General features: G+C 65.1%; 18 protein-coding genes. 14 read left to right on the forward strand and 4 right to left on the reverse strand.

The window, feature by feature from the left end; genetic code table 11:
- Positions 1-123 precede the first annotated feature (123 nt).
- The 5 genes from ACU18_RS06380 to ACU18_RS06400 all read left to right on the forward strand — a co-directional run bounded on the left by ACU18_RS06380 (position 124) and on the right by ACU18_RS06400 (position 5,631).
- A complete protein-coding gene (locus tag ACU18_RS06380; protein WP_050684696.1) occupies positions 124-1,212 on the forward strand; it encodes a PhoH family protein in 1,089 nt (362 codons plus the stop codon).
- Complete coding sequence (gene ybeY, locus ACU18_RS06385; RefSeq protein WP_050684697.1) at positions 1,209-1,682, forward strand: rRNA maturation RNase YbeY; 474 nt, start codon at positions 1,209-1,211, stop codon at positions 1,680-1,682. The genes ACU18_RS06380 and ybeY overlap by 4 nt, the downstream gene beginning before the upstream one ends.
- Entirely contained in the window at positions 1,679-3,010 is a 1,332-nt protein-coding gene (locus ACU18_RS06390; protein ID WP_050684698.1) for a hemolysin family protein, read from the forward strand. The genes ybeY and ACU18_RS06390 overlap by 4 nt, the downstream gene beginning before the upstream one ends.
- Positions 2,994-3,953: a GTPase Era gene (gene era, locus ACU18_RS06395; protein WP_050684699.1), complete on the forward strand. Its 960-nt coding sequence runs from the start codon at positions 2,994-2,996 to the stop codon at positions 3,951-3,953. Before ACU18_RS06390 ends, era begins: the two co-directional genes overlap by 17 nt.
- A gap of 97 nt (positions 3,954-4,050) precedes the next feature.
- A complete protein-coding gene (locus ACU18_RS06400) occupies positions 4,051-5,631 on the forward strand; it encodes an LCP family protein (protein ID WP_050684700.1) in 1,581 nt (526 codons plus the stop codon).
- Positions 5,632-5,715: 84 nt separating this feature from the next.
- On the opposite strand, the gene ACU18_RS06405 is transcribed toward ACU18_RS06400, so the two are convergent.
- Both ACU18_RS06405 and ACU18_RS06410 read right to left on the reverse strand, forming a co-directional pair.
- Positions 5,716-5,916 (reverse strand): hypothetical protein, encoded by a 201-nt coding sequence (locus tag ACU18_RS06405; RefSeq protein WP_050684701.1) that lies wholly within the window; start codon positions 5,914-5,916, stop codon positions 5,716-5,718.
- A gap of 183 nt (positions 5,917-6,099) precedes the next feature.
- Positions 6,100-8,052, reverse strand: a complete 1,953-nt coding sequence (locus ACU18_RS06410) for a M13 family metallopeptidase (RefSeq protein ID WP_050684702.1) — start codon at positions 8,050-8,052, stop codon at positions 6,100-6,102.
- 247 nt (positions 8,053-8,299) lie between these two features.
- Here ACU18_RS06410 and leuA point away from each other — a divergent pair, with 247 nt between their 5' ends.
- The 3 genes from leuA (at position 8,300) to ACU18_RS06425 (ending at position 11,734) form a co-directional block, all read left to right on the forward strand.
- Positions 8,300-10,039, forward strand: coding sequence for a 2-isopropylmalate synthase (gene leuA / locus ACU18_RS06415; protein WP_050684703.1), 1,740 nt, complete (start codon positions 8,300-8,302; stop codon positions 10,037-10,039).
- Positions 10,040-10,148: 109 nt separating this feature from the next.
- Positions 10,149-10,901 carry a DNA repair protein RecO gene (gene recO / locus ACU18_RS06420; RefSeq protein WP_050684704.1) on the forward strand — a complete coding sequence of 251 codons (753 nt, stop codon included), beginning with the start codon at positions 10,149-10,151 and terminating at the stop codon, positions 10,899-10,901.
- A 2-nt stretch (positions 10,902-10,903) separates the two neighbouring features.
- Complete coding sequence (locus ACU18_RS06425) at positions 10,904-11,734, forward strand: isoprenyl transferase (RefSeq protein ID WP_050684705.1); 831 nt, start codon at positions 10,904-10,906, stop codon at positions 11,732-11,734.
- A gap of 20 nt (positions 11,735-11,754) precedes the next feature.
- Here ACU18_RS06425 and ACU18_RS06430 read toward each other — a convergent pair whose 3' ends face one another.
- The gene (locus tag ACU18_RS06430) at positions 11,755-12,723 is read right to left on the reverse strand and encodes an alpha/beta hydrolase (protein WP_050684706.1); all 969 of its coding nucleotides are present in this window, start codon (positions 12,721-12,723) and stop codon (positions 11,755-11,757) included.
- Positions 12,724-12,783: 60 nt separating this feature from the next.
- Between ACU18_RS06430 and ACU18_RS06435 the strand changes: the two genes are divergently transcribed.
- On the forward strand, positions 12,784-13,854 hold the full coding sequence (locus tag ACU18_RS06435; RefSeq protein ID WP_050684707.1) for a quinone-dependent dihydroorotate dehydrogenase: 1,071 nt from the start codon (positions 12,784-12,786) through the stop codon (positions 13,852-13,854).
- 105 nt (positions 13,855-13,959) lie between these two features.
- Here the strand turns inward: ACU18_RS06435 and ACU18_RS06440 are convergent, their stop codons facing one another.
- Positions 13,960-14,562 carry a DUF3043 domain-containing protein gene (locus ACU18_RS06440; RefSeq protein WP_050684717.1) on the reverse strand — a complete coding sequence of 201 codons (603 nt, stop codon included), beginning with the start codon at positions 14,560-14,562 and terminating at the stop codon, positions 13,960-13,962.
- Positions 14,563-14,650: 88 nt separating this feature from the next.
- Here ACU18_RS06440 and ACU18_RS06445 point away from each other — a divergent pair, with 88 nt between their 5' ends.
- From ACU18_RS06445 to ACU18_RS06465, 5 genes are all read left to right on the forward strand, one after another.
- The gene (locus tag ACU18_RS06445; protein WP_050684708.1) at positions 14,651-16,096 is read left to right on the forward strand and encodes a dipeptidase; all 1,446 of its coding nucleotides are present in this window, start codon (positions 14,651-14,653) and stop codon (positions 16,094-16,096) included.
- Between the two features lie 171 nt (positions 16,097-16,267).
- Positions 16,268-16,657: a HesB/IscA family protein gene (locus ACU18_RS06450; protein ID WP_050684709.1), complete on the forward strand. Its 390-nt coding sequence runs from the start codon at positions 16,268-16,270 to the stop codon at positions 16,655-16,657.
- Between the two features lie 186 nt (positions 16,658-16,843).
- Positions 16,844-17,716 carry an aa3-type cytochrome oxidase subunit II gene (ctaC, locus tag ACU18_RS06455; RefSeq protein WP_050684710.1) on the forward strand — a complete coding sequence of 291 codons (873 nt, stop codon included), beginning with the start codon at positions 16,844-16,846 and terminating at the stop codon, positions 17,714-17,716.
- A gap of 10 nt (positions 17,717-17,726) precedes the next feature.
- A complete protein-coding gene (gene ctaD / locus ACU18_RS06460; RefSeq protein ID WP_050684711.1) occupies positions 17,727-19,454 on the forward strand; it encodes an aa3-type cytochrome oxidase subunit I in 1,728 nt (575 codons plus the stop codon).
- The gene (locus tag ACU18_RS06465; protein ID WP_050684712.1) at positions 19,451-19,852 is read left to right on the forward strand and encodes a cytochrome c oxidase subunit 4; all 402 of its coding nucleotides are present in this window, start codon (positions 19,451-19,453) and stop codon (positions 19,850-19,852) included. The genes ctaD and ACU18_RS06465 overlap by 4 nt, the downstream gene beginning before the upstream one ends.
- The last annotated feature ends 62 nt before the right edge of the window (positions 19,853-19,914 follow it).

Raw genomic sequence — 19,914 nt, forward strand, 5'->3', positions numbered from 1 at the left:
CGGTGTGTGCTGGCGTAAGATGGAGGGATCACTGGGCCGGGACCAGCACGTACCGGAAGTCCCGCCCGGCCAGACGGAAAGCACTTCGACCTTGAGGGGACCACGGGCCTGCGGGCCAGCACCATGACTGAATCAGCGAATGGAAAGCGCCGGCTCACCACAGGAGAGGGCATGGCGGCCGAATTCCCCCATTCACTCCCCGGGATCCGGACAGAAGTTGTTGTTTTCGACAACTCCGACCAAATGGTCCAATCCCTCGGCAGCCACGATGAGGCCCTGAGGTTCATTGAGGAACAGTTCCCCGACGTCAATTTCCACGTCCGCGGCAACGAGCTTTCCATCAGCGGACCAGTCCGCGACGTGCCCCGCATCATGCGGCTCCTGCACGAGGTCCGTGGCCTGGTGGCCCGTGGCAGCGTGATCAGCCCCGCCGTGCTGCAGCAGCTGGCGGCCCTGCTCCGGAGCCAGTCCACGCAGAACCCCGTGGATGTCCTCACCCACGACATCCTCTCCAGCCGCGGCCGGACCATCCGGCCCAAGACGCTGAACCAGAAGAACTATGTTGATGCCATTGATGCCAACACCGTGATCTTCGGGATCGGCCCCGCCGGTACCGGCAAGACGTACCTGGCCATGGCCAAAGCCGTCCAGGCGCTGCAGCAGAAGGAAGTCAGCCGGATCATCCTGACCCGGCCGGCTGTTGAGGCGGGGGAGCGGCTGGGCTTCCTGCCAGGCACCCTCAGCGACAAGATCGACCCCTACCTGCGGCCGCTCTACGACGCCCTGCACGACATGATGGATCCCGAATCCATTCCCCGCCTGATGGCGGCCGGGACCATCGAGGTTGCCCCGCTGGCCTACATGCGCGGCAGGACCCTCAATGACGCCTTCATCATCCTGGACGAGGCACAAAACACCACTCCCGAACAGATGAAGATGTTCCTGACCCGCCTGGGCTTCGGTTCCAAGATGGTGGTCACGGGCGACGTCACCCAGGTGGACCTGCCCTTCGGCACCCGCTCTGGCCTGCGGATCGTTGAAGAAATCCTTAAGGGCATCGACGACGTCAACTTCTCGGTCCTGGACGCCACGGACGTGGTCCGGCACAAACTGGTGGGGGACATCGTCAACGCCTACAGCAACTGGGACGACATCCAGCGCAGCCGGGTCAAGCAACCGGCCGGCAGCCAGCGGCGGGGGGACAGCGCATGAGCATCGAAGTGAACAACGAATCCGGCATCCAGGTGGACGAAGCCAGCCTGGTGGCGCTGTCCCGCTATATTTTTGAGCAGCTGTACATCCACCCCCAGGCGGAGCTTTCCATCCTGCTGGTGGACGAGCCCGCCATGGAAAAGCTGCACATCGAACTGATGGACGAGCCCGGTTCAACCGATGTCCTTTCCGTCCCCATGGACGAGTTGACCCCCGGCACCCCGGGCCGGCCCACGCCACAGGGGATGCTCGGCGACATTGCCATCTGCCCGCAGGTCGCCACGGTGCAGGCCAAGAACGCCGGCCACGGGCTTGCAGACGAGATGCTGCTGCTGACCACCCACGGCATCCTGCACCTGCTGGGCTACGATCACGCGGAGCCTGAGGAAAAGACGGAAATGTTCGGGCTCCAGCGTGAACTCCTGACCGGCTTCACCGGTAGAGAAGCACCCGCCGAGACCACCCAGTGACGCCACTGCTCCTGGTGGTGATGGCCCTGGTATTCCTGGGCGTCGCCGCCGTGCTGACGGCAGCCGAGGCGGCCTTCAACTTCCTGCCGCGCCACGACGCCGAGGAAGCCCTGGTGCGGAGCCGCAGCAACGCCATGCGGAAAATCCTCGCCGAGCCCGTGGCCCACATCCGGGCCCTGCGCTTCTGGCGGATCTGGTTCGAGATGGCCTCCGCCGTCGCTGTGGCGGTGCTGCTGTACAGCGTCCTCGACAACGTCTGGCTGGCCGGCCTGGCAGCCACGGGCATCATGGCCCTGGTGGGCTTTGTGATTGTCGGTGTTTCGCCCCGCCAACTGGGCCGGCTCCACTCAGGCGCCGTGGTCAGGTTCACCGCCCCGATGATCCGCTTACTCACCTGGGTCCTGGGACCCATTCCCGGTTGGCTGGTGGCCCTGGGAAGCGCCGCAGCACCCGGCGCCCCGGGCGGGGACGAAGCCTTCTTCAGCGAACAGGAATTCCGCGAACTCGTGGACCGGGCCAGCGAATCCGACATGATCGAGGACACGGAGGCCACCATGATCCAATCGGTCTTCGACTTCGGCGACACGTTGGTGCGGGCCGTTATGGTTCCCCGCACGGACATCCTGAGTGTCGACGCCGGATCCACACTCCGCCACGCCATGTCCCTCTTCCTGCGCTCCGGGTACTCCCGGATGCCGGTGATCGGCGAAAACAACGACGACATCCTGGGCATCATCTACCTCAAGGACGTGGCCGCCGTCCTGCACGAACTCGCCCCGGGTGAGGAACCACCGCTGGTGGATTCGCTGACCCGGGAGGTACGGTACGTTCCCGAGTCCAAGCCGGTCAGCGACCTGCTGAGTGAACTGCAGAAGGAATCCACCCACGTGGCCATCGTCATCGACGAATACGGCGGCACTGCCGGGCTGGTCACGCTGGAGGACCTGATTGAGGAAATCGTCGGCGAGATCGTTGACGAGTACGACACTGAAAGTGCTGAAGCGGTGGAACTGGGTGACGGCTCCTACCGGGTCAGCGCCCGGATGAGCATTGATGACCTTGGCGAACTGTTCGACATCGAACTCGATGACGATGAAGTGGACACCGTCGGCGGTTTGCTGGCCAAAGCACTGGGCCGCGTGCCCATCGTGGGCAGCGCCGTGGAAGTCCACGGCGTCGCCTTACGCGCAGACCGGCTTGAGGGCCGGCGGAACCGGGTCAGCCACATCATTGCGGCACCGGTACCAAAGATAGACACTGACCTTGAAGACCTCCTCGAAGAGGCGGAAGCAACCCAGCAGGGAGTTCCACGTGAGCAAGAAGATTAAAGCCGGCGGCGACGAGGAATTCGGCGGCTTTCGGGCCGGTTTTTCCGTCCTGGTGGGCCGGCCCAACGCCGGAAAGTCCACCCTGACCAACGCCCTGGTAGGCAAGAAGGTGGCCATCACCTCCGCCAAACCGCAGACCACACGGCACACCATCCGCGGCATCGTCCACCGGGAGGATGCCCAGCTGATCCTGGTGGACACCCCGGGCCTCCACCGGCCCCGGACCCTGCTGGGGAAGCGGCTGAACGACCTCGTCGCGGACACCCTGTCCGAGGTGGACGCCATCGGGTTCTGCCTGCCCGCCAACGAGAAGATCGGTCCCGGCGATAAATTCATTGCCGCGCAGCTCGCTGCCCTGGGCAACAAACCGATCATCGCGATCGTGACCAAGGCCGACACCGTCGACCGGCAGGCCCTCACGGAGCAGCTCCTGGCCGTCGCGGCCCTGGGACGTGAAGTTCTCGGCGAGGACGGCTGGAAGGACATCGTCCCGGTGTCGGCAACTGACGGCTTCCAGGTGGAAACCGTGGCCGACGTGCTGATCGGCCACATGCCGCCCTCGCCCCCGCTGTACCCGGACGGGCACCTGACTGACGAGCCCGAGGCCGTTATGGTGGCTGAACTCATCCGTGAGGCAGCGCTGGAGGGTGTCCGCGACGAACTGCCGCACTCCCTGGCCGTTGTGGTGGAGGAGATCGTTCCCCGGGAAGGCCGTTCCGAGGACAGCCCGTTCCTTGACGTCAGGGTCAACGTGTACGTGGAGCGTCCCTCGCAGAAGGCCATCATCATCGGCAAGGGCGGCGCCCGGCTCCGCGAAGTGGGCACAAACGCCCGCAAGGGAATCGAAGCCCTGCTGGGCACGCGCATCTATCTTGACCTGCACGTGAAGGTGGCCAAGGACTGGCAGCGGGACCCGAAGCAGCTGGTCAAGCTGGGCTTCTGAGCCGGCAGGACCGGTGCCGCCGCGGGGCGGTCCGGCGTTTTCCCAGACTGGGCCACTAAAATGGGCCGGATTTTGTTTTTAGAGGAAGGTTCATCACGTGGGGCGAGGCCGCGACAAGCAGGACAACGGCGCTGACAGTGCTGCCGGAGCTGGACCTGTGTCCCGCCACTCAGATGCTTCGGCCGCTGGCGCTGGCGCTGCCCGGCACCTGGGACCCATCCGCCGGATGCCCATCTGGCTGAAGGCGGTCACTGCCGTGCTGGCGGTTGTGCTCGTAGGTGGCCTGGCCTTCGCCGGGTTCTGGTTCTTCCGGCTGCAGAACAACATCTCCAAGGCGCCCCTGAACGCCGGCGGCGGCAGCACCGAAGGCCAGGTTGATGACGCCAAGGGCAGGATGCAGATCCTGATCCTCGGTTCGGATACCCGCGACGGGAAAAACGCCGACTACGGGACAGCGGACCAGTCCACCGGATACGGGAACTCCGATGTGATGATGTTGATGGACATCTCCGAGGACAATAAGCGCGTCAGCGTGATCAGTTTCCCCCGCGACCTCCTGGTGGACATCCCGGAATGCACTGACGAGGACACCAAACAGACGTATCCGGCCCGCAGCGGCGTGATGATCAACGAAGCCATGGCTGAAGCCGGGATCGGCTGCGCGGTGGACACCGTCAACAAACTCACCGGCATGGAAGTGGACCACTTCATGATGGCCGACTTCAACGCGGTGAAGGAACTCTCCAACGCCGTGGGCGGCGTCGATGTCTGCATCAGCGACGCCGTCTACGATCCGGACTCCCGGCTGCGGCTGCCTGCGGGCACCTCCTCCGTAGAGGGCGAGCAGGCCCTTGCATTCCTCCGGACCCGCCACGCGTTTGCCGACGGCGGGGACCTCGGCCGGATCAAGGCCCAGCAGGGTTTCCTCTCCTCCCTCACCCGGAAGATCAAGGACGAAGGCACTCTGACGGACCCCGTGCGGATGCTGAAGATCGCCGACGTCGTCACCCAGAACCTGACGGTCGACCAGGGCCTGGGATCAGTTCCCACCCTGCTCACCATCGGCAACCGGCTCAAGGACATCGACGTCGGAAAGGTCGCCTTTGTGGCGGTCCCCACGGGGCCTGCCGCGGCTGATCCGAACCGGCTCGAAGTGGCTGAACCCGCGGCTTCGCAACTCTTCGCCGCATTGCGCAAGGACGTGGACCTGACGGATCCCACCGCGCCCACGTCGCCGTCGGCCAGTCCGTCCGCGGAGCCCAGCACGGCCCCGACGGAAACAGCCCCTGCTGTGGCGCCGTACGACAAGGCCCTGCAACCCGTCGCGGTGGCCAACGGCACCGGCGTCCCTGGCCGGGCGCAGGAAATTGTGCAGGCCCTGGTCGCCGGCGGATTCGCCCAGTCGACCTTCTTTGACGCAGCAGTGACCGGCCAGACCGTGGTTTACTACGGGGCGGACTTCGCCGACGTGGCCGCTGATACGGCGGCCCTGCTGGGCATCCCCGCTACACAGCTCGTCCCGTCAGCCAACGTCTACGGCGTGCAGGTGGCCCTCGGCAGCGACTTCCCCTCCGGCGTGACCTACGGTGCCGGCACCGCCCTCCCGGACGACATCGTCAGCCAGACCGCCGGTGACGCCGTGTGCCAGCAGGCAAACCCGGAGCTGATCGTCCGCTGACAGCGGTCCCGGCTTCCGGCGGCGAACGCCTCCGACGGTGCCGTTCACCCGTAAATCAGCTCTACGTCTTCCGAAGCATGCTCCCTACCTTGCCGGCTCCCACTCTGGGGTGCCGTCTGTTAAGTCGGCGCCCAGGGGCGGCGTCGTCACAAGGGCGGTGACTCCTTGTGCCTCAAGTTCATCCACAACAACGCGAAGCATTGTCTCTCCCATGGCCCGGGGGAGTTCACCTTTGGTGTCCAGATATGCCAGCGGTCCGTGAGACGTAAAGTAGTCGATGTGCATGCACCGTTCCATGGCGATATGGAGGGCCTCGGCAGCCTTGTCTGTTTGATCGGTGAGGATAAGGAAGAACGGCGATGGGCATTGGGATGCTGCCGCGATACGTCAGAGCCTGGCAAAGCAGATGCAAGCGGGTTTAAGAGCGGAAGGTCCCGTCCCAAGGGGGACGGGACCTTCCGTGGAGAGCTACCAGATGTTGACGCGCTCGGCCGGCGGCATCCACATGCCGTCGGCTTCGGTGACGGTGAACGCGTCATGGAAGGCGTCGAGGTTCCTGGCGATAGCGTTGGTCCGGAACTCGTTGGGGGAGTGCGGGTCCGTGGCCAGGCGCCGGACGGCCTCCTCGGTCCGGATGACCTGCCGCCAACCGGCAGCCCAGGACGCAAAGAAACGCTGCTGCCCGGTCAACCCGTCCAGCTCTTCGGGCTCCTGGCCGTCCAGGCTGATGTGGTAGGCCTTGTAGGCGATGGCAAGGCCGGCGAGGTCGCCGATGTTTTCGCCCAGGGTGAGCCGGCCGTTGACGTTGTGACCCGGCGCAGCCGTCGGGGACAGCTCGTCATACTGGGCCACGAGTTTGGCGGTGAGGGCTTCGAACGCCTTCCGGTCCGCGTCCGTCCACCAGTTCCGCAACGCGCCGCCGCCGTCAAACTGCGAACCCTGATCATCAAAGCCGTGGCCGATCTCATGGCCGATGACGGCCCCGATGCCGCCGTAGTTCACGGCATCATCGGCGTCGGCGGTAAAGAACGGCGGCTGGAGGATGGCGGCCGGGAAGACGATTTCGTTCATCATCGGGTGGTAGTAGGCATTCACCGTCTGCGGTGTCATCAGCCATTTGGTGCGGTCCACGGGCTTGCCCACCTCGTCCAGGTGCCTGTCGACGTCGGCGTTGTGCGCACGCTCCACGTTGCCCAGCAGGTCCGCCGGATCAATCTCCACAGCGGAGTAGTCGATCCACTCGTCAGGGAAGCCGATCTTGGCCCGGAAGCCTTCAAGCTTCCGCAGGGCCTCTTCCTTTGTTTCGGCACCCATCCATCCCACATCCTGAATGCTGCGGCGGTACGCCTCGATCAGGTTGGCCACGAGGGTCTGCATCCTGGCCTTATGGCTTTCCGGGAAATGCCGGGCCACATAGATCTGGCCCACGGCTTCGCCGAGCGCACCTTCCACAACACCCACGCCGCGCTTCCAGCGGTCCTTGTTGCGCGGCGTCCCACTGATGGTGGTGCCGTAGAAGGCGAAGTTTGTGTCCACAAAAGTACTGGAGAGATACGGTGCGGCGGCGCTGACCACACGCATCGCGAGCCAGTCCTGCCACGCCTGCAGCGGCTCGGATTCCAGCAGCGCCGCTGCGCCCACAAAAAAGTCAGGGGTGCTGACCACAATCTCTTCCCGTTTGGCGGCGTCGATGCCTGCAGCGTCAAACCAGGTGGCCAGGTGTGGGAAGAGGGCAGCGGATTCACCGGCGGTCTTCAGGTTGTATGTTTTCTGCGGGTCCCGCAGCGTGACGTTGTCCCAGTGGTGCGAAGCGAGGAGGGTTTCCAGTTGCACCACGCGTCCCGCGGCAGTTGCTGCGTCCGCCACTCCGGCCAGTGCCAGCATGGCCTGCACATGGTCCGTGTAGGCGGCCACCATGGGCGCGAATTTTTCCTCGCGGTAATACGATTCGTCCGGCAGGCCCAGCCCGCCCTGGCCGGTGTAAAGCAGGACGCGGTCCGGGTTGCCGGCGTCGGGTGCCGGATAAATGTAGAACAGGCCTCCGACGTCCGCGCGGAACAGGCGCCCCGCCAGGGCGATCAGGTCGGCTGCGGAGTCCGTGGCATACACATCGGCGAGCCGCTGGCGGATGGGTCCGATGCCCTTGGCTTCTGCCGCGGCCTCATCCATGAAGCTGGTGTAGAGGTCCCCGATCTTCCGCTCGATGCCACTGGCGGCGGCGCCCTTACCTGGCGCTTCCTCAATGATGGCGCGGACGGCGAGCTCTGAACCGTCCCGCAATGCGGTGAAGGTGCCTTCCAGCGGACGGTCGTCCGGGATTTCCGTTGCCTTGAGCCAGGTGCCGTTCACATGCTGGTACAGGTCATCCTGCGGCCGGACTGTGTGATCAATGGTGGAAAGGTCGATCCCCGATGTGGGCACTGAAACTCCTTTTGACGAAAGCGCCGCAGCCGGACACCGGCGGGCGTCTGCATGCTGGACGTTACGGACGGTGGTGCTCTTTCATCTTACGCACCCGTGTTACGCTCAAATGGTGCGTGCAGAGCTCCTCCTTCTTAGCTGCCGCGGCGAGGCCTCAGACGCTGTCTAGCGCAAGGCCCATCCTCGCCGCGGAGTCTGTGTTGTCCGGCCGTCCTTTTGAAAAGACCACAGAAAAGGCCCGATCGTAATGCATAACGCACAAAAAACCTCAGGAATGCCGGCCCACCGCTACGCCCCGTTCCAGGACCTCATTACCGTTGAACTGCCCGACCGCACCTGGCCGGACAAGGTCATCACGGCAGCACCGCGCTGGTGCGCCGTGGACCTGCGAGATGGTAACCAGGCCCTGATCGATCCCATGAGCCCTGCCCGCAAGATGAAGATGTTCGATCTGCTGGTCCGGATGGGCTACAAGGAAATCGAAGTCGGTTTCCCGTCCGCGTCGCAGACGGACTTCGACTTTGTCCGCCAGCTGATCGAGGGCAACCACATCCCGGAGGATGTGACCATCCAGGTCCTGACGCAGGCCCGCGAACACCTGATCGAGCGGACCTACGAGTCACTGGTCGGCGCCAAGCAGGCAATCGTGCACCTCTACAACTCCACCTCCGTGCTGCAGCGCCGTGTGGTGTTCAACCAGGACGAGGACGGCATCCTGGACATCGCGCTGCAGGGCGCGCGACTGTGCAAGAAGTACGAGGAAACCCTCGTGGACACGCACATCACTTACGAATACTCACCGGAATCCTTCACCGGCACCGAGCTGGAGTACGCCGTCCGGGTGTGCAACGCCGTCGCCGACGTCTTTGAGGCTTCCGCTGACAGCCAGGTCATCATTAACCTGCCTGCCACGGTGGAAATGGCCACGCCCAACGTTTACGCGGATTCAATCGAGTGGATGAGCCGCCACCTGCATCCGCGGGAGGGCATCATCCTGTCCCTGCACCCGCACAATGACCGGGGAACCGGCGTGGCCGCCGCCGAGCTGGGTTACATGGCCGGCGCGGACCGGATCGAGGGCTGCCTGTTCGGCAATGGCGAGCGGACCGGCAACGTGGACCTGGTCACCCTGGGCCTGAACCTGTTTGTGCAGGGCATCGATCCCATGATCGACTTTTCCAACATCGACGACGTCCGCCGCACCGTGGAATACTGCAACCAACTGCCCGTCCCCGAGCGTTCCCCGTACGGCGGTGACCTGGTCTTCACCGCGTTCTCCGGCTCGCACCAGGACGCCATCAAGAAGGGCTTCGAAGCCCTGGAACGTGACGCCGCTGCTGCCGGCAAGGCCGTGGCGGACTACTCCTGGCAGGTTCCGTACCTGCCCGTTGATCCCAAGGACCTGGGCCGCAGCTACGAGGCAGTCATCCGCGTGAACTCCCAGTCCGGTAAAGGCGGCGTGGCGTACCTGCTGAAGAACGAGCACAGCCTGGATCTGCCCCGGCGCGCCCAGATCGAGTTCTCCGGCGTCATCCAGCGCCAGACCGACACCGTTGGCGGCGAGGTCAGTGGCGCCCAGCTCTGGAAGGTCTTCCAGGACGAGTACCTGCCGTCCGGGCAGTCCGACGGCCAGTGGGGCCAGTACTCGTTGGGCAAGGTCAGCACGGAAACGGACGCCGACGGCGGCATGACCCTGCACGCCTCACTCACCGTTGACGGCGTGGAAGTCAGCCGGACGGGCACCGGGAACGGGCCCATCGCCGCGCTGCTGTCCATCCTCCGGGAAGACGGCGTGGACGTCCGGGTCCTGGACTACAGCGAGCACGCGCTCTCCGAAGGCGGCAACGCCATGGCCGCGGCGTATGTCGAAGCCGCCGTGGGGGAGCGGGTCCTCTGGGGTGTTGGCATCGACGCCAACACCAGCATGTCCTCGCTGAAGGCCGTCATCTCCGCCGTCAACCGCGCCGTGCGGGACGCCCGGGCCTGATCCTGAAGCTGTGCCGCCGGATCCGTCCGGCGGCACAGCCGCACCCCCTTAAACGCAGGGTGCCCGCGCCCCGTACACGCGGGGCACGCGGGGGATGGGAAGATGGAGTGTGGCCCAACAGTCTTTCGCTTCCCGGGCGTACCGGGATGAAGCAGTGGTGCTCCGTACCCACAAGCTGGGCGAAGCGGACCGCATCATCACTCTCCTGACCAAACACCACGGCCAGGTCCGTGCCGTGGCCAAGGGCGTCCGCCGCACCAGCAGCCGTTTCGGCGCGCGGCTGGAACCCTTTATGGTCGCAGACCTTCAGCTGGTCGCGGGCCGCACCCTGGACATCGTCACCCAGGCCGTGGCCAAGGGGGCCTACGGCGGGAACATCGCCGCCGACTACGGCCGGTATACGGTGGCGGCGGCCATGACCGAGACCGCCGAAAAACTCACTGATGTGGACGGCGAAGCCGGGACTGCGCAGTACAACCTCCTGGTGGGCGCACTGGCATCCCTGAGCCGGGAGGACCACGCCGCCGGCCTGATCCTGGACTCCTACCTGCTCCGGGCCCTGGCCACCGGCGGCTGGGCGCCGAGCTTTACCGTCTGCGCACGCTGCGGCAGGCCGGGACCCCACACGGCATTCTCGGCACCGCTTGGCGGCATGGTCTGCGCCGACTGCAGGCCGCCCGGTTCCCCCGCGCCGGCTGCGGAGACCGTGATCCTGCTGGGCGCCCTGCTCACCGGTGACTGGCCCACCGCGGACGGTTCCGCCGCCGTGCACCGCCGCGAAGCCGCCGGCCTGGTGGCCGCCTACCTGCAGTGGCACCTTGAACGAGTCCTGAAATCCCTCAAGCATGTGGAGCGTACCTGACAGTGGCCCTGGGCAAAAAGCACCCCACCACCCGCCGGCGGACCCAACCGGTCATCGCCCCGTACCCGCACCCCTCAGGGGCGGTGGCCCCGGCGATCCCCGCCGAATTTGTGCCCCGCCATGTGGCCATTGTTATGGACGGCAACGGGCGCTGGGCAAACCAGCGCGGGCTGCCCCGGATAGAAGGGCACAAGGCGGGCGAACCCGCCCTGCTGGACGTTATGGCCGGTGCCATTGAACTGGGCATCGAATACGTCAGTGTCTACGCGTTCTCCACAGAGAACTGGCGCCGTTCCCCGGAGGAAGTGCGTTTCCTGATGGGATTTAACAAGGACGTGCTACGCAGGCAGCGGAACCAGCTGGATGAGTGGGGCGTAAGGGTGCGCTGGTCCGGCCGCCGCCCCCGGCTGTGGGGCTCCGTGATCCGCGAACTCGAGGATGCCGAGGAGTTCACCGCCGGCAACAGCACCTGTACGTTGAACATGTGTGTTAATTACGGTGGCCGGGCCGAAATCACGGACGCCGTGTCCGCGATTGCCGCCGAGGTTGCCGCCGGCCGGCTGAAACCCGGTGCCATCACTGAGCGCACCATCCAGAAGTACCTGGACGAACCGGACCTCCCCGACGTGGACCTATTCCTGCGCAGCTCGGGGGAGCAGCGGCTCTCCAACTTCCTGCTGTGGCAATCCGCGTATGCCGAGTTTGTTTTTATGGACACCCTCTGGCCGGACGTGGACCGCCGCACCCTGTGGACCGCCGTCGAGGAATACGCCCGGCGCGACCGCCGCTACGGCGGCGCGGTGGATGCCGCGAAGCCGGCCGGCCATCCATAGCAGCAGATAGCAGCAGCGGCTTAAATGCCGGCTGACCCATAGGCGCGGAGCCAGCGGGCCAGCCTCGCATAGGCGTCCGCGCGGACCTTCTCGGGTGACAGGAAGACATCATGCAGTGCGCCCCCAATCTTCTCCACCGTCACCGTGGTGCCCAAGCCGAAAGCGCGGGCGCCGATGGCATGCACATCCAGGACAGCGTCAGTGCGCCGCATTTCCTCCGACCAGACCATCCCGTTGGCGCTGCCCTGCGATAACAGCACCAGCACCGGAACATCAAGCCGCAGGCCCTTTGCCACACGGGCTTGCCCGGCAAGGATGGCGCTCAACCAGCCGGCCCTCACAGGGAAGGCCATGGGCGGCCGGTAAGCGTCGTCAAGGTCCCATTCGCCTTCGGCCGAGCTGCTGATGGTCCGCCAGTAAAACCCACGCTCCGGCAGCCGCAGGACTGTTTCCGGCCGGCGCCGGGCCAGCGGCCCCACCAGGCCCGATGCGGCGCGCCGGACCAGGTGGCTGCCGTGCATTTCCAGCCAGGGGCTGTTGAGGACAAGACCGGAAAGTGCTTCGGGATTCCGGCTGGCCCACAATGATGCCACCAGGCCGCCGGTGGAGTGGCCCATCAGGGTCAACGGCCCGGCCGCCCCGTCCGCCCGGATCAGGTCCCACGCCCGGCTTATTTCGGGGTCGTAGTCGGCCAGGTCGGCGACGTAGCCGCCGGGGCTTCCCGGTTGCAGGCTCCGGCCGTGGTTGTGCATGTCCAGTGCGTAAAACGCGTACCCGGCCGATTCCCAGAAGCGGGCCAGGTCCGTATTAAAGAAGTAGTCGCTCCAGCCGTGCAGGAACAGCACCGCAGCCTTCGGGTTCCGACCCGGAGCGGGCGTGGCCGGCCGGTACCTGATGAGCGTGGCGGTGCGTGCCACGCCGTCCGGTCCGGCGGCGGAAAAGGGCCGGGAGGTGAATTCCGGTCCCAGGAAGTCCTGTTGCCATGCCATGGGCCCATGCTATTGCGTCACCCGTTTGGTCTGGGCCGCCGGAGACGGAAAACTAGAGGCATGCGCGTTTATCCCACATTCTTCAAGCTGGCATTTTCCTGGATGGACGCCGAGCGCGCCCACACGATCGGCTTCAAAGCCATCAGGCTCGCGCACACCACCGGTGCCGGGAAGGTCCTGCAGAAGTTCACGGCCCCCGCGGCTTCACTCCAGACCACCGCGTTCGGCCTGACGTTCCCGTCCCCGTTCGGCCTGGCTGCCGGGTTTGATAAGGAAGGCCACGGCATCGAGGCCCTGGCTGAACTCGGTTTCGGCCACGTCGAGGTGGGAACCATCACCGGCCAGGCGCAGCCCGGCAACGAGAAGCCCAGGCTCTTCCGCCTGGTTCAGGACCGCGCGGTGATCAACCGGATGGGCTTCAACAACGACGGCGCCGCCGCCGTGGCTCCCCGGCTCAAGGCGGCACGGGCTGCTTTGCAGCGCCGGCATCCTTCGGTGCGCCCGGTCATCGGCGTCAACATCGGCAAGACCAAAACCGTGGAACTCGCGGAGGCCGTGGACGACTACCTGGTCAGCGCCCGGACGTTGGCGCCGGTAGCCGACTACCTGGTGGTCAACGTCAGTTCTCCCAACACTCCCGGCCTCAGGCTCCTCCAGGACGTGGAAACCCTGCGCCCGCTGCTGACGGCTGTGGGCGACGAAGCAGACAGGGCAGCCGGGCGGCACGTTCCGCTGCTGGTGAAGATCGCCCCGGACCTGAGCAACGAGGACATCGATGACGTCGCCCGGCTGGCGCTGGACCTGAAGCTCGACGGCATCATCGCCACCAACACCACGATCGCCCGGTCCGGGCTCAGCACCCCGGCGGACCAGGTGGAGGCCCGCGGGGCGGGCGGACTGTCTGGCGCTCCGCTCAAGCAGCGCTCCCTGGAAGTCCTTCGCCGGCTCAAGGCTGCCACCGGTGATGCACTGACCCTGGTCGCCGTCGGCGGCGTCGAAACAGGCCAGGACGTCCAGGACAGGCTCGATGCCGGCGCAACTCTGGTCCAGGGCTACACCGCGTTCCTCTACGAGGGGCCCTTCTGGGCTGCCGGCGTCAACCGGCACCTGGCCAGGAACCGCCGCCGCTGATTCCCGGCCCCAGCCCGGGTCCGGCTTAAAAAGACAAAAGGTGGGCCCCGGCGGATTTTTCCGCCGGGGCCCACCTTTCGGGTTTGCGCTGCTGGGTTCGGTGGGTCAGGAAGGGAACTGGCCGCGCCGGACCTGCGGCTTGGGCAGGCGCAGCTTGCGGAACTGCAGGGACCGCATGGACCCGTACCAGACGGTGCCGCGTTCCACCTCGCCGAACTTCTGGGCCAGCAGCTTCTTCAGCTTGCGGGAAATCAGGTACACGTCCACAAACACGGCCAGGAACATCACCCAGAACGCGCCCAGGACGTAGATCATCAGCTCGCTGCTGGCCGGCACCAGCAAGGAAACGAGCACAAAGACCAGCGCGCCGAACATCAGGAACTCGCCAAGGCTGAAGCGGGCATCCACGTAATCGCGGGCAAACCTCTTCTGCGGGCCCTTGTCGCGCAGGGGCAGGAACTTCTCGTCACCCGTGTCCAGTGCGTGCCGCATCTTCTGCCGCTGATCGGCAATGACCTGGCGCTCGGCGGCTTTGGACGCCTTGCGGTCCTCAGGCACCAGCGGGCGCTTGCGCGCAGCTTCCTGCGCCCTGCGGGTGGGAGTCGGTGCCCCTTTGCCGATGGCGCCGTTGCGCTGCGCCGCCGCTTCCGCGGCCTGCTGGTCTACTGTCTCCTGCGCCGAGGGCGCTTCCTTTTTACGTCCGAACACCACAACAGAATACCTTGCGGGAGCCCGCCGGGCTGCTGGCGGCCGGGCCTGCCCTGGCGGCCGATGTGACGGGGGTAATGTTTTGGCCATGACTTCTTCACCTGCTGCCACCCCGCACAACGCCCCCGGCCCCACACCTTCGGGCCCTGCCGGCACCCCCTGGACGGAAGACCTCCGTACCTCGATCGGCAATGCGTTCGGGCGGACCCTCACCCACCTCAAGGAGCTCGTGGCCATTCCGGGCATCGCGTGGCCCAGTTTCGACAGGGCGCCGCTGGAAACCAGCGCCGGGGCTGTTGCCGCTCTCCTGCACACCGCCGGAGTGTCCGATGTCCAGATCCTCGCCTGCAACAAACCGGACGGCACCCCCGGAGGTCCCGCCGTCGTCGGCCGCCGCCCGGCTGCGCCCGGCAAGCCGACCATCCTGCTCTACGCCCACCACGACGTGCAGCCCCCCGGCGACGAAGCGCTCTGGGAAACCGATCCCTTTACTGCGGTGGAAAAGGACGGCCGCCTTTACGGCAGGGGCGCCGCGGATGACAAGGCCGGCATCATGGCGCACGTGGCCGCTTACGCCGCGGTCACCGAAGTCCTCGGCGACGAACTGGGCCTCGGCGTGACCTTCTTCTTTGAGGGGGAGGAGGAAGCCGGCTCGCCCACGTTCCGCGCGTTCCTCGAGACGCACCGCGAACTGCTCCGCGCCGACGTCATTGTGGTGGCGGACTCCAGCAACTGGAAAGTGGGCATCCCGGCCCTGACCACCAGCCTCCGTGGCCTCGTGGATGGCGTAGTTGAGGTCCAGGTCCTGGACCACGCCGTGCACTCCGGCATGTTCGGCGGACCGGTTCTGGACGCGCCGACCCTTCTGTCCCGCCTGATCGCCACCCTGCATAACGACGACGGCTCCGTGGCCATCAAGGGCCTGGTCGCCACGGACAACGCCACGGTGGACATGGCGGAAGCCGACTACCGTGCCGACGCTTCGGTGCTCGACGGCGTCCGGCTGGCCGGTTCCGGCAGCCTCGCGTCCCGCCTGTGGACCAAGCCCGCGCTGTCGATCATCGGTTTCGACGCACCGGCCGTGGACGTCGCCTCCAACACCCTGATCCCGCGCGCCAGGGCAAAGTTCAGCCTGCGGCTGGCTCCCGGCCAGGACCCGGCCGCGGCGATGACCGCTGTCAAGGCCCACGTGGAGGCCAACGCGCCGTTCGGGGCGAAAGTGGTGTTCACCCCGGGGGAGAGCGGCAACCCCTTCCAGACCGACACATCCTCCGCCGCCGCGTCCCTGGCCATGTGGGCGCTGGGGGAAGCCTGGGGAGTCCCCGCCGTCGAAACTGGAATTGGCGGCTCCATCCCCTTCATTGCCGACCTCACGGAACTTTATCCGGACGTCCAGATCCTGGTGACGGGTGTGGAAGACCCGGATTCGCGGGCGCACAGCGCCAACGAATCGTTGCACCTGGCCGACTTCCGGAACGCCATCCTGGCAGAGTCCCTCCTGCTGGCGCGGCTGAACCGTGACGGGCTGCAGTAGCCGGGCATCCAGCCGCGTTTCCAGGGAACAAGCAGAGCCCTTCCACGGTTACGCAAGGAGTTAGAGCTATACGTCTGTCCGACGTAGCATGTAGCTATAGCCCATACCGAATCCGTAGGGGCAGGCGCCGCTGAGGCGGCGCTGCCAGGACCGTCCTAAGAAGGTAGGCCAATGAGCACCGCAACCAATGAGAACAGCACCGAAACCACCAGCGCAGCCAGCGATGAACTGGCCGTCCACGAGGTCAAGCTGACCGACGTCGCCGCGGGCAAGGTACGCAGCCTTCTCGAACAGGAAGGCCGCACCGACCTGCGCCTCCGGGTTGCCGTGCAGCCCGGCGGCTGTTCCGGCTTGATTTACCAGCTCTACTTCGATGAGCGGCTCCTTGACGGGGACGCAGTCCGCGATTACGACGGTGTCGAGGTGGTAGTGGACAAGATGAGCGTCCCTTACCTCTCCGGTGCCAGCATCGACTTCGAGGACACCATCGCCAAACAGGGCTTCACCATTGACAATCCGAACGCAGGCGGCTCATGCGCCTGCGGCGATTCGTTCCACTAAGCCGGTTCTTTCGCCTGATGCCGGCGCCGTGCCCTCTGCCGTGGAAAACGGCAGGGGGACGCGGCGCCGACATGTGGGCGAAACGCCCGGCGGAGCGGTAAGCTCTACACCGAGTAGTAAAACTTTTAGTGTGCCCGGGGAGCCTAAGGCTGGCCGGACAACAGCATCAAGTAGGAAGGGCCGTCTGTGAGTTCGCAGAACCGAACCGGCAGCCGACGCAAAACGATCTCATCGATCACTGGCTTGGCAATTGCCGGCGCGTTGGTTTTGACCGGATGTTCGCCAGAGGTAGAGAGAGGGTGGCTGCCCACTGAACGTGGCACCACCAGCAACACCGATCGCATCATGGACCTCTGGGTCAACTCATGGATTGCAGCCCTGGTTGTGGGCATCATCACGTGGGGCCTGATCGTCTGGTGCCTGGTGGCCTACCGCCGACGCAAGGGCACCGTAGGGTTCCCCCGGCAGACCAGCTTCAACCTCCCGCTGGAAGTCTTTTACCTGACCATCCCGCTGTTCATGGTGCTGGTGTTCTTCTACTTCACCGACCGGGACCAGGCGGCCATCGATGACCGCTCCCAGCCCGCCGACGTCGTTGTTGATGTCCGCGGCAAGCAGTGGGCCTGGGACTTCAACTACAAGTCTGGCAGCGTCATCGAAGAAGACCTGCACGAGGCCGGCGTCCAGGCGCACCTCACCGGCAACACCATTGACAAGGAACTGCTTCCCACGCTGTACCTGCCCGTCAACAAGTCCGTGGACCTCGAGCTCAACGCCCGCGACGTCATCCACTCCTTCTGGGTTCCCGCCTTCCTGCAGAAGCGCGACATGATCCCTGGCAAGACCAACTACATCCGGTTCACCCCCACCAAGGAGGGAACCTATGACGGTAAGTGCGCCGAACTTTGCGGCGAGTACCACTCCGAAATGCTGTTCCGCGTCAAGGTGGTCTCGGAAGCAGAATTCCAGACCCACATGGACGGGCTCCGGGCGGCAGGCAACACAGGCCTCCTGGGTGCGGAATACGACCGCAACCCGAACCTGAACGAAATTAAGTAAGGGGAGCGACGTGGCTACGTACACTCAATCCGCACCCACCGAAGCCTTGTCGGCTCCCGTGGTTCCGAAGTCCAAGGGGCGCATCGTCGTCAACTGGATCACTTCCACCGACCACAAGACCATCGGGTACATGTACCTGATCGCGTCCTTCGTGTTCTTCTGCTTCGGCGGCGTTATGGCCTTGCTGATCCGCGCCGAGCTCTTCGAGCCCGGCATGCAGATCCTGCAGACCAAAGAGCAGTACAACCAGCTGTTCACCATGCACGGCACCGTGATGCTGCTGATGTTTGCAACACCGCTCTTTGCCGGCTTCGCAAACGTCATCATGCCGCTGCAGATCGGTGCCCCCGATGTCGCCTTCCCGCGGCTGAACGCACTGGCCTTCTGGTTCTTCCTGTTCGGCTCCACCATCGCCGTGTCAGGCTTCATCACCCCGCAGGGTGCTGCCTCGTTCGGCTGGTTCGCCTATGCGCCGCTGTCCAACACCACGTTCAGCCCCGGAATCGGTGGCGACCTGTGGGTGTTTGGCCTGGCGCTGTCAGGCTTCGGCACCATCCTCGGTGCGGTCAACTTCATCACCACCATCATCTGCATGCGCGCCCCGGGCATGACCATGTGGCGGATGCCCATCTTCACCTGGAACACCCTGGTCACCGCCATCCTGGTGCTCATGGCCTTCCCGCCACTGGCTGCCGCCCTGTTCGCCCTCGGTGCCGACCGCCGGTTCGGTGCACACATCTTCGACCCCGAAAACGGCGGTGCCGTCCTCTGGCAGCACCTGTTCTGGTTCTTCGGCCACCCCGAGGTGTACATCATCGCGCTGCCGTTCTTCGGCATCGTCTCCGAGATCTTCCCGGTCTTCAGCCGCAAGCCGATCTTCGGCTACAAGGGCCTGGTGTACGCCACCATCGCCATTGCTGCCCTCTCCGTCACCGTGTGGGCCCACCACATGTACGTCACGGGCTCGGTCCTGCTGCCGTTCTTCGCCTTTATGACCATGCTGATCGCGGTACCCACGGGTGTGAAGTTCTTCAACTGGATCGGCACCATGTGGCGCGGTTCCATTACGTTCGAGACGCCCATGCTCTGGAGCATCGGCTTCCTCATCACGTTCCTCTTCGGTGGCCTGACCGGCATCATCCTGGCTTCGCCGCCCCTGGACTTCCACGTCTCGGACTCCTACTTCGTGGTGGCGCACTTCCACTACGTGGTCTTCGGCACCGTCGTGTTCGCCATGTTCGCCGGCTTCTACTTCTGGTGGCCCAAGTGGACCGGCAAGATGCTCAACGAACGCCTGGGCAAGATCCACTTCTGGCTCCTGTTCCTTGGCTTCCACGGCACCTTCCTGATCCAGCACTGGCTGGGCGTCGAGGGCATGCCCCGCCGCTACGCGGACTACCTGGTGGAGGACAACTTCACCTGGATGAACCAGTTCTCCACCATCGCCTCGTTCGTCCTGGGCGCGTCACTGATCCCGTTCTTCTGGAACGTGTACATCACCTGGCGCAGCGCTGAGCGGGTCACCGTGGATGATCCCTGGGGCTTCGGTGCTTCGCTGGAGTGGGCCACGTCCTGCCCGCCGCCGCGCCACAACTTCACCTCGTTGCCCCGGATCCGTTCCGAGCGCCCCGCACTGGACCTGCACCACCCGGAACTCCGTCAGGTCCACACCGTTGACTCACCCGCGCCTGCTGCAAAAACGCTGGGTAACGCCGACCAGAAGGACACCGCACAGTGAAAATCGAATCTTGGATCTTTGGTGCGGGTGTTTTCTTCTTCATTCCCGTATCGATTGTTTACGGCTTCCTGACCAACTGGCACGAATGGGTCGGCACCCTGGGAATCCTTCTCGTGGGTGGGCTGTCCGGCATGATCGGCGGCTACCTCGGCTTCACCGGCAAGCGGGTAGGCATGCGCCCCGAGGACCGAAGCGACGCTGAGATCCACGAAGGCGCCGGCGAGCAGGGCCACTTCAGCCCCTGGAGCTGGTGGCCACTGGTCCTCGGCATCGCCTGCGCCACCGGGTTCCTTGGCCTGGCACTTGGCTGGTGGATCGTATTCATCGCCGCCGGCCTTGCTGTAGTTGCACTCGTTGGCTGGGTTTACGAATACAGCCGCGGCGACCACGCGCACTAACTGCATATCAGACGTACGACGGCGGGCCCCACCAAATTTGGTGCTGTCTCTTATACACATCT

The sequence above is a fragment of the Arthrobacter sp. ZBG10 genome, from assembly GCF_001238605.1.
Lineage (GTDB): Bacteria > Actinomycetota > Actinomycetes > Actinomycetales > Micrococcaceae > Arthrobacter.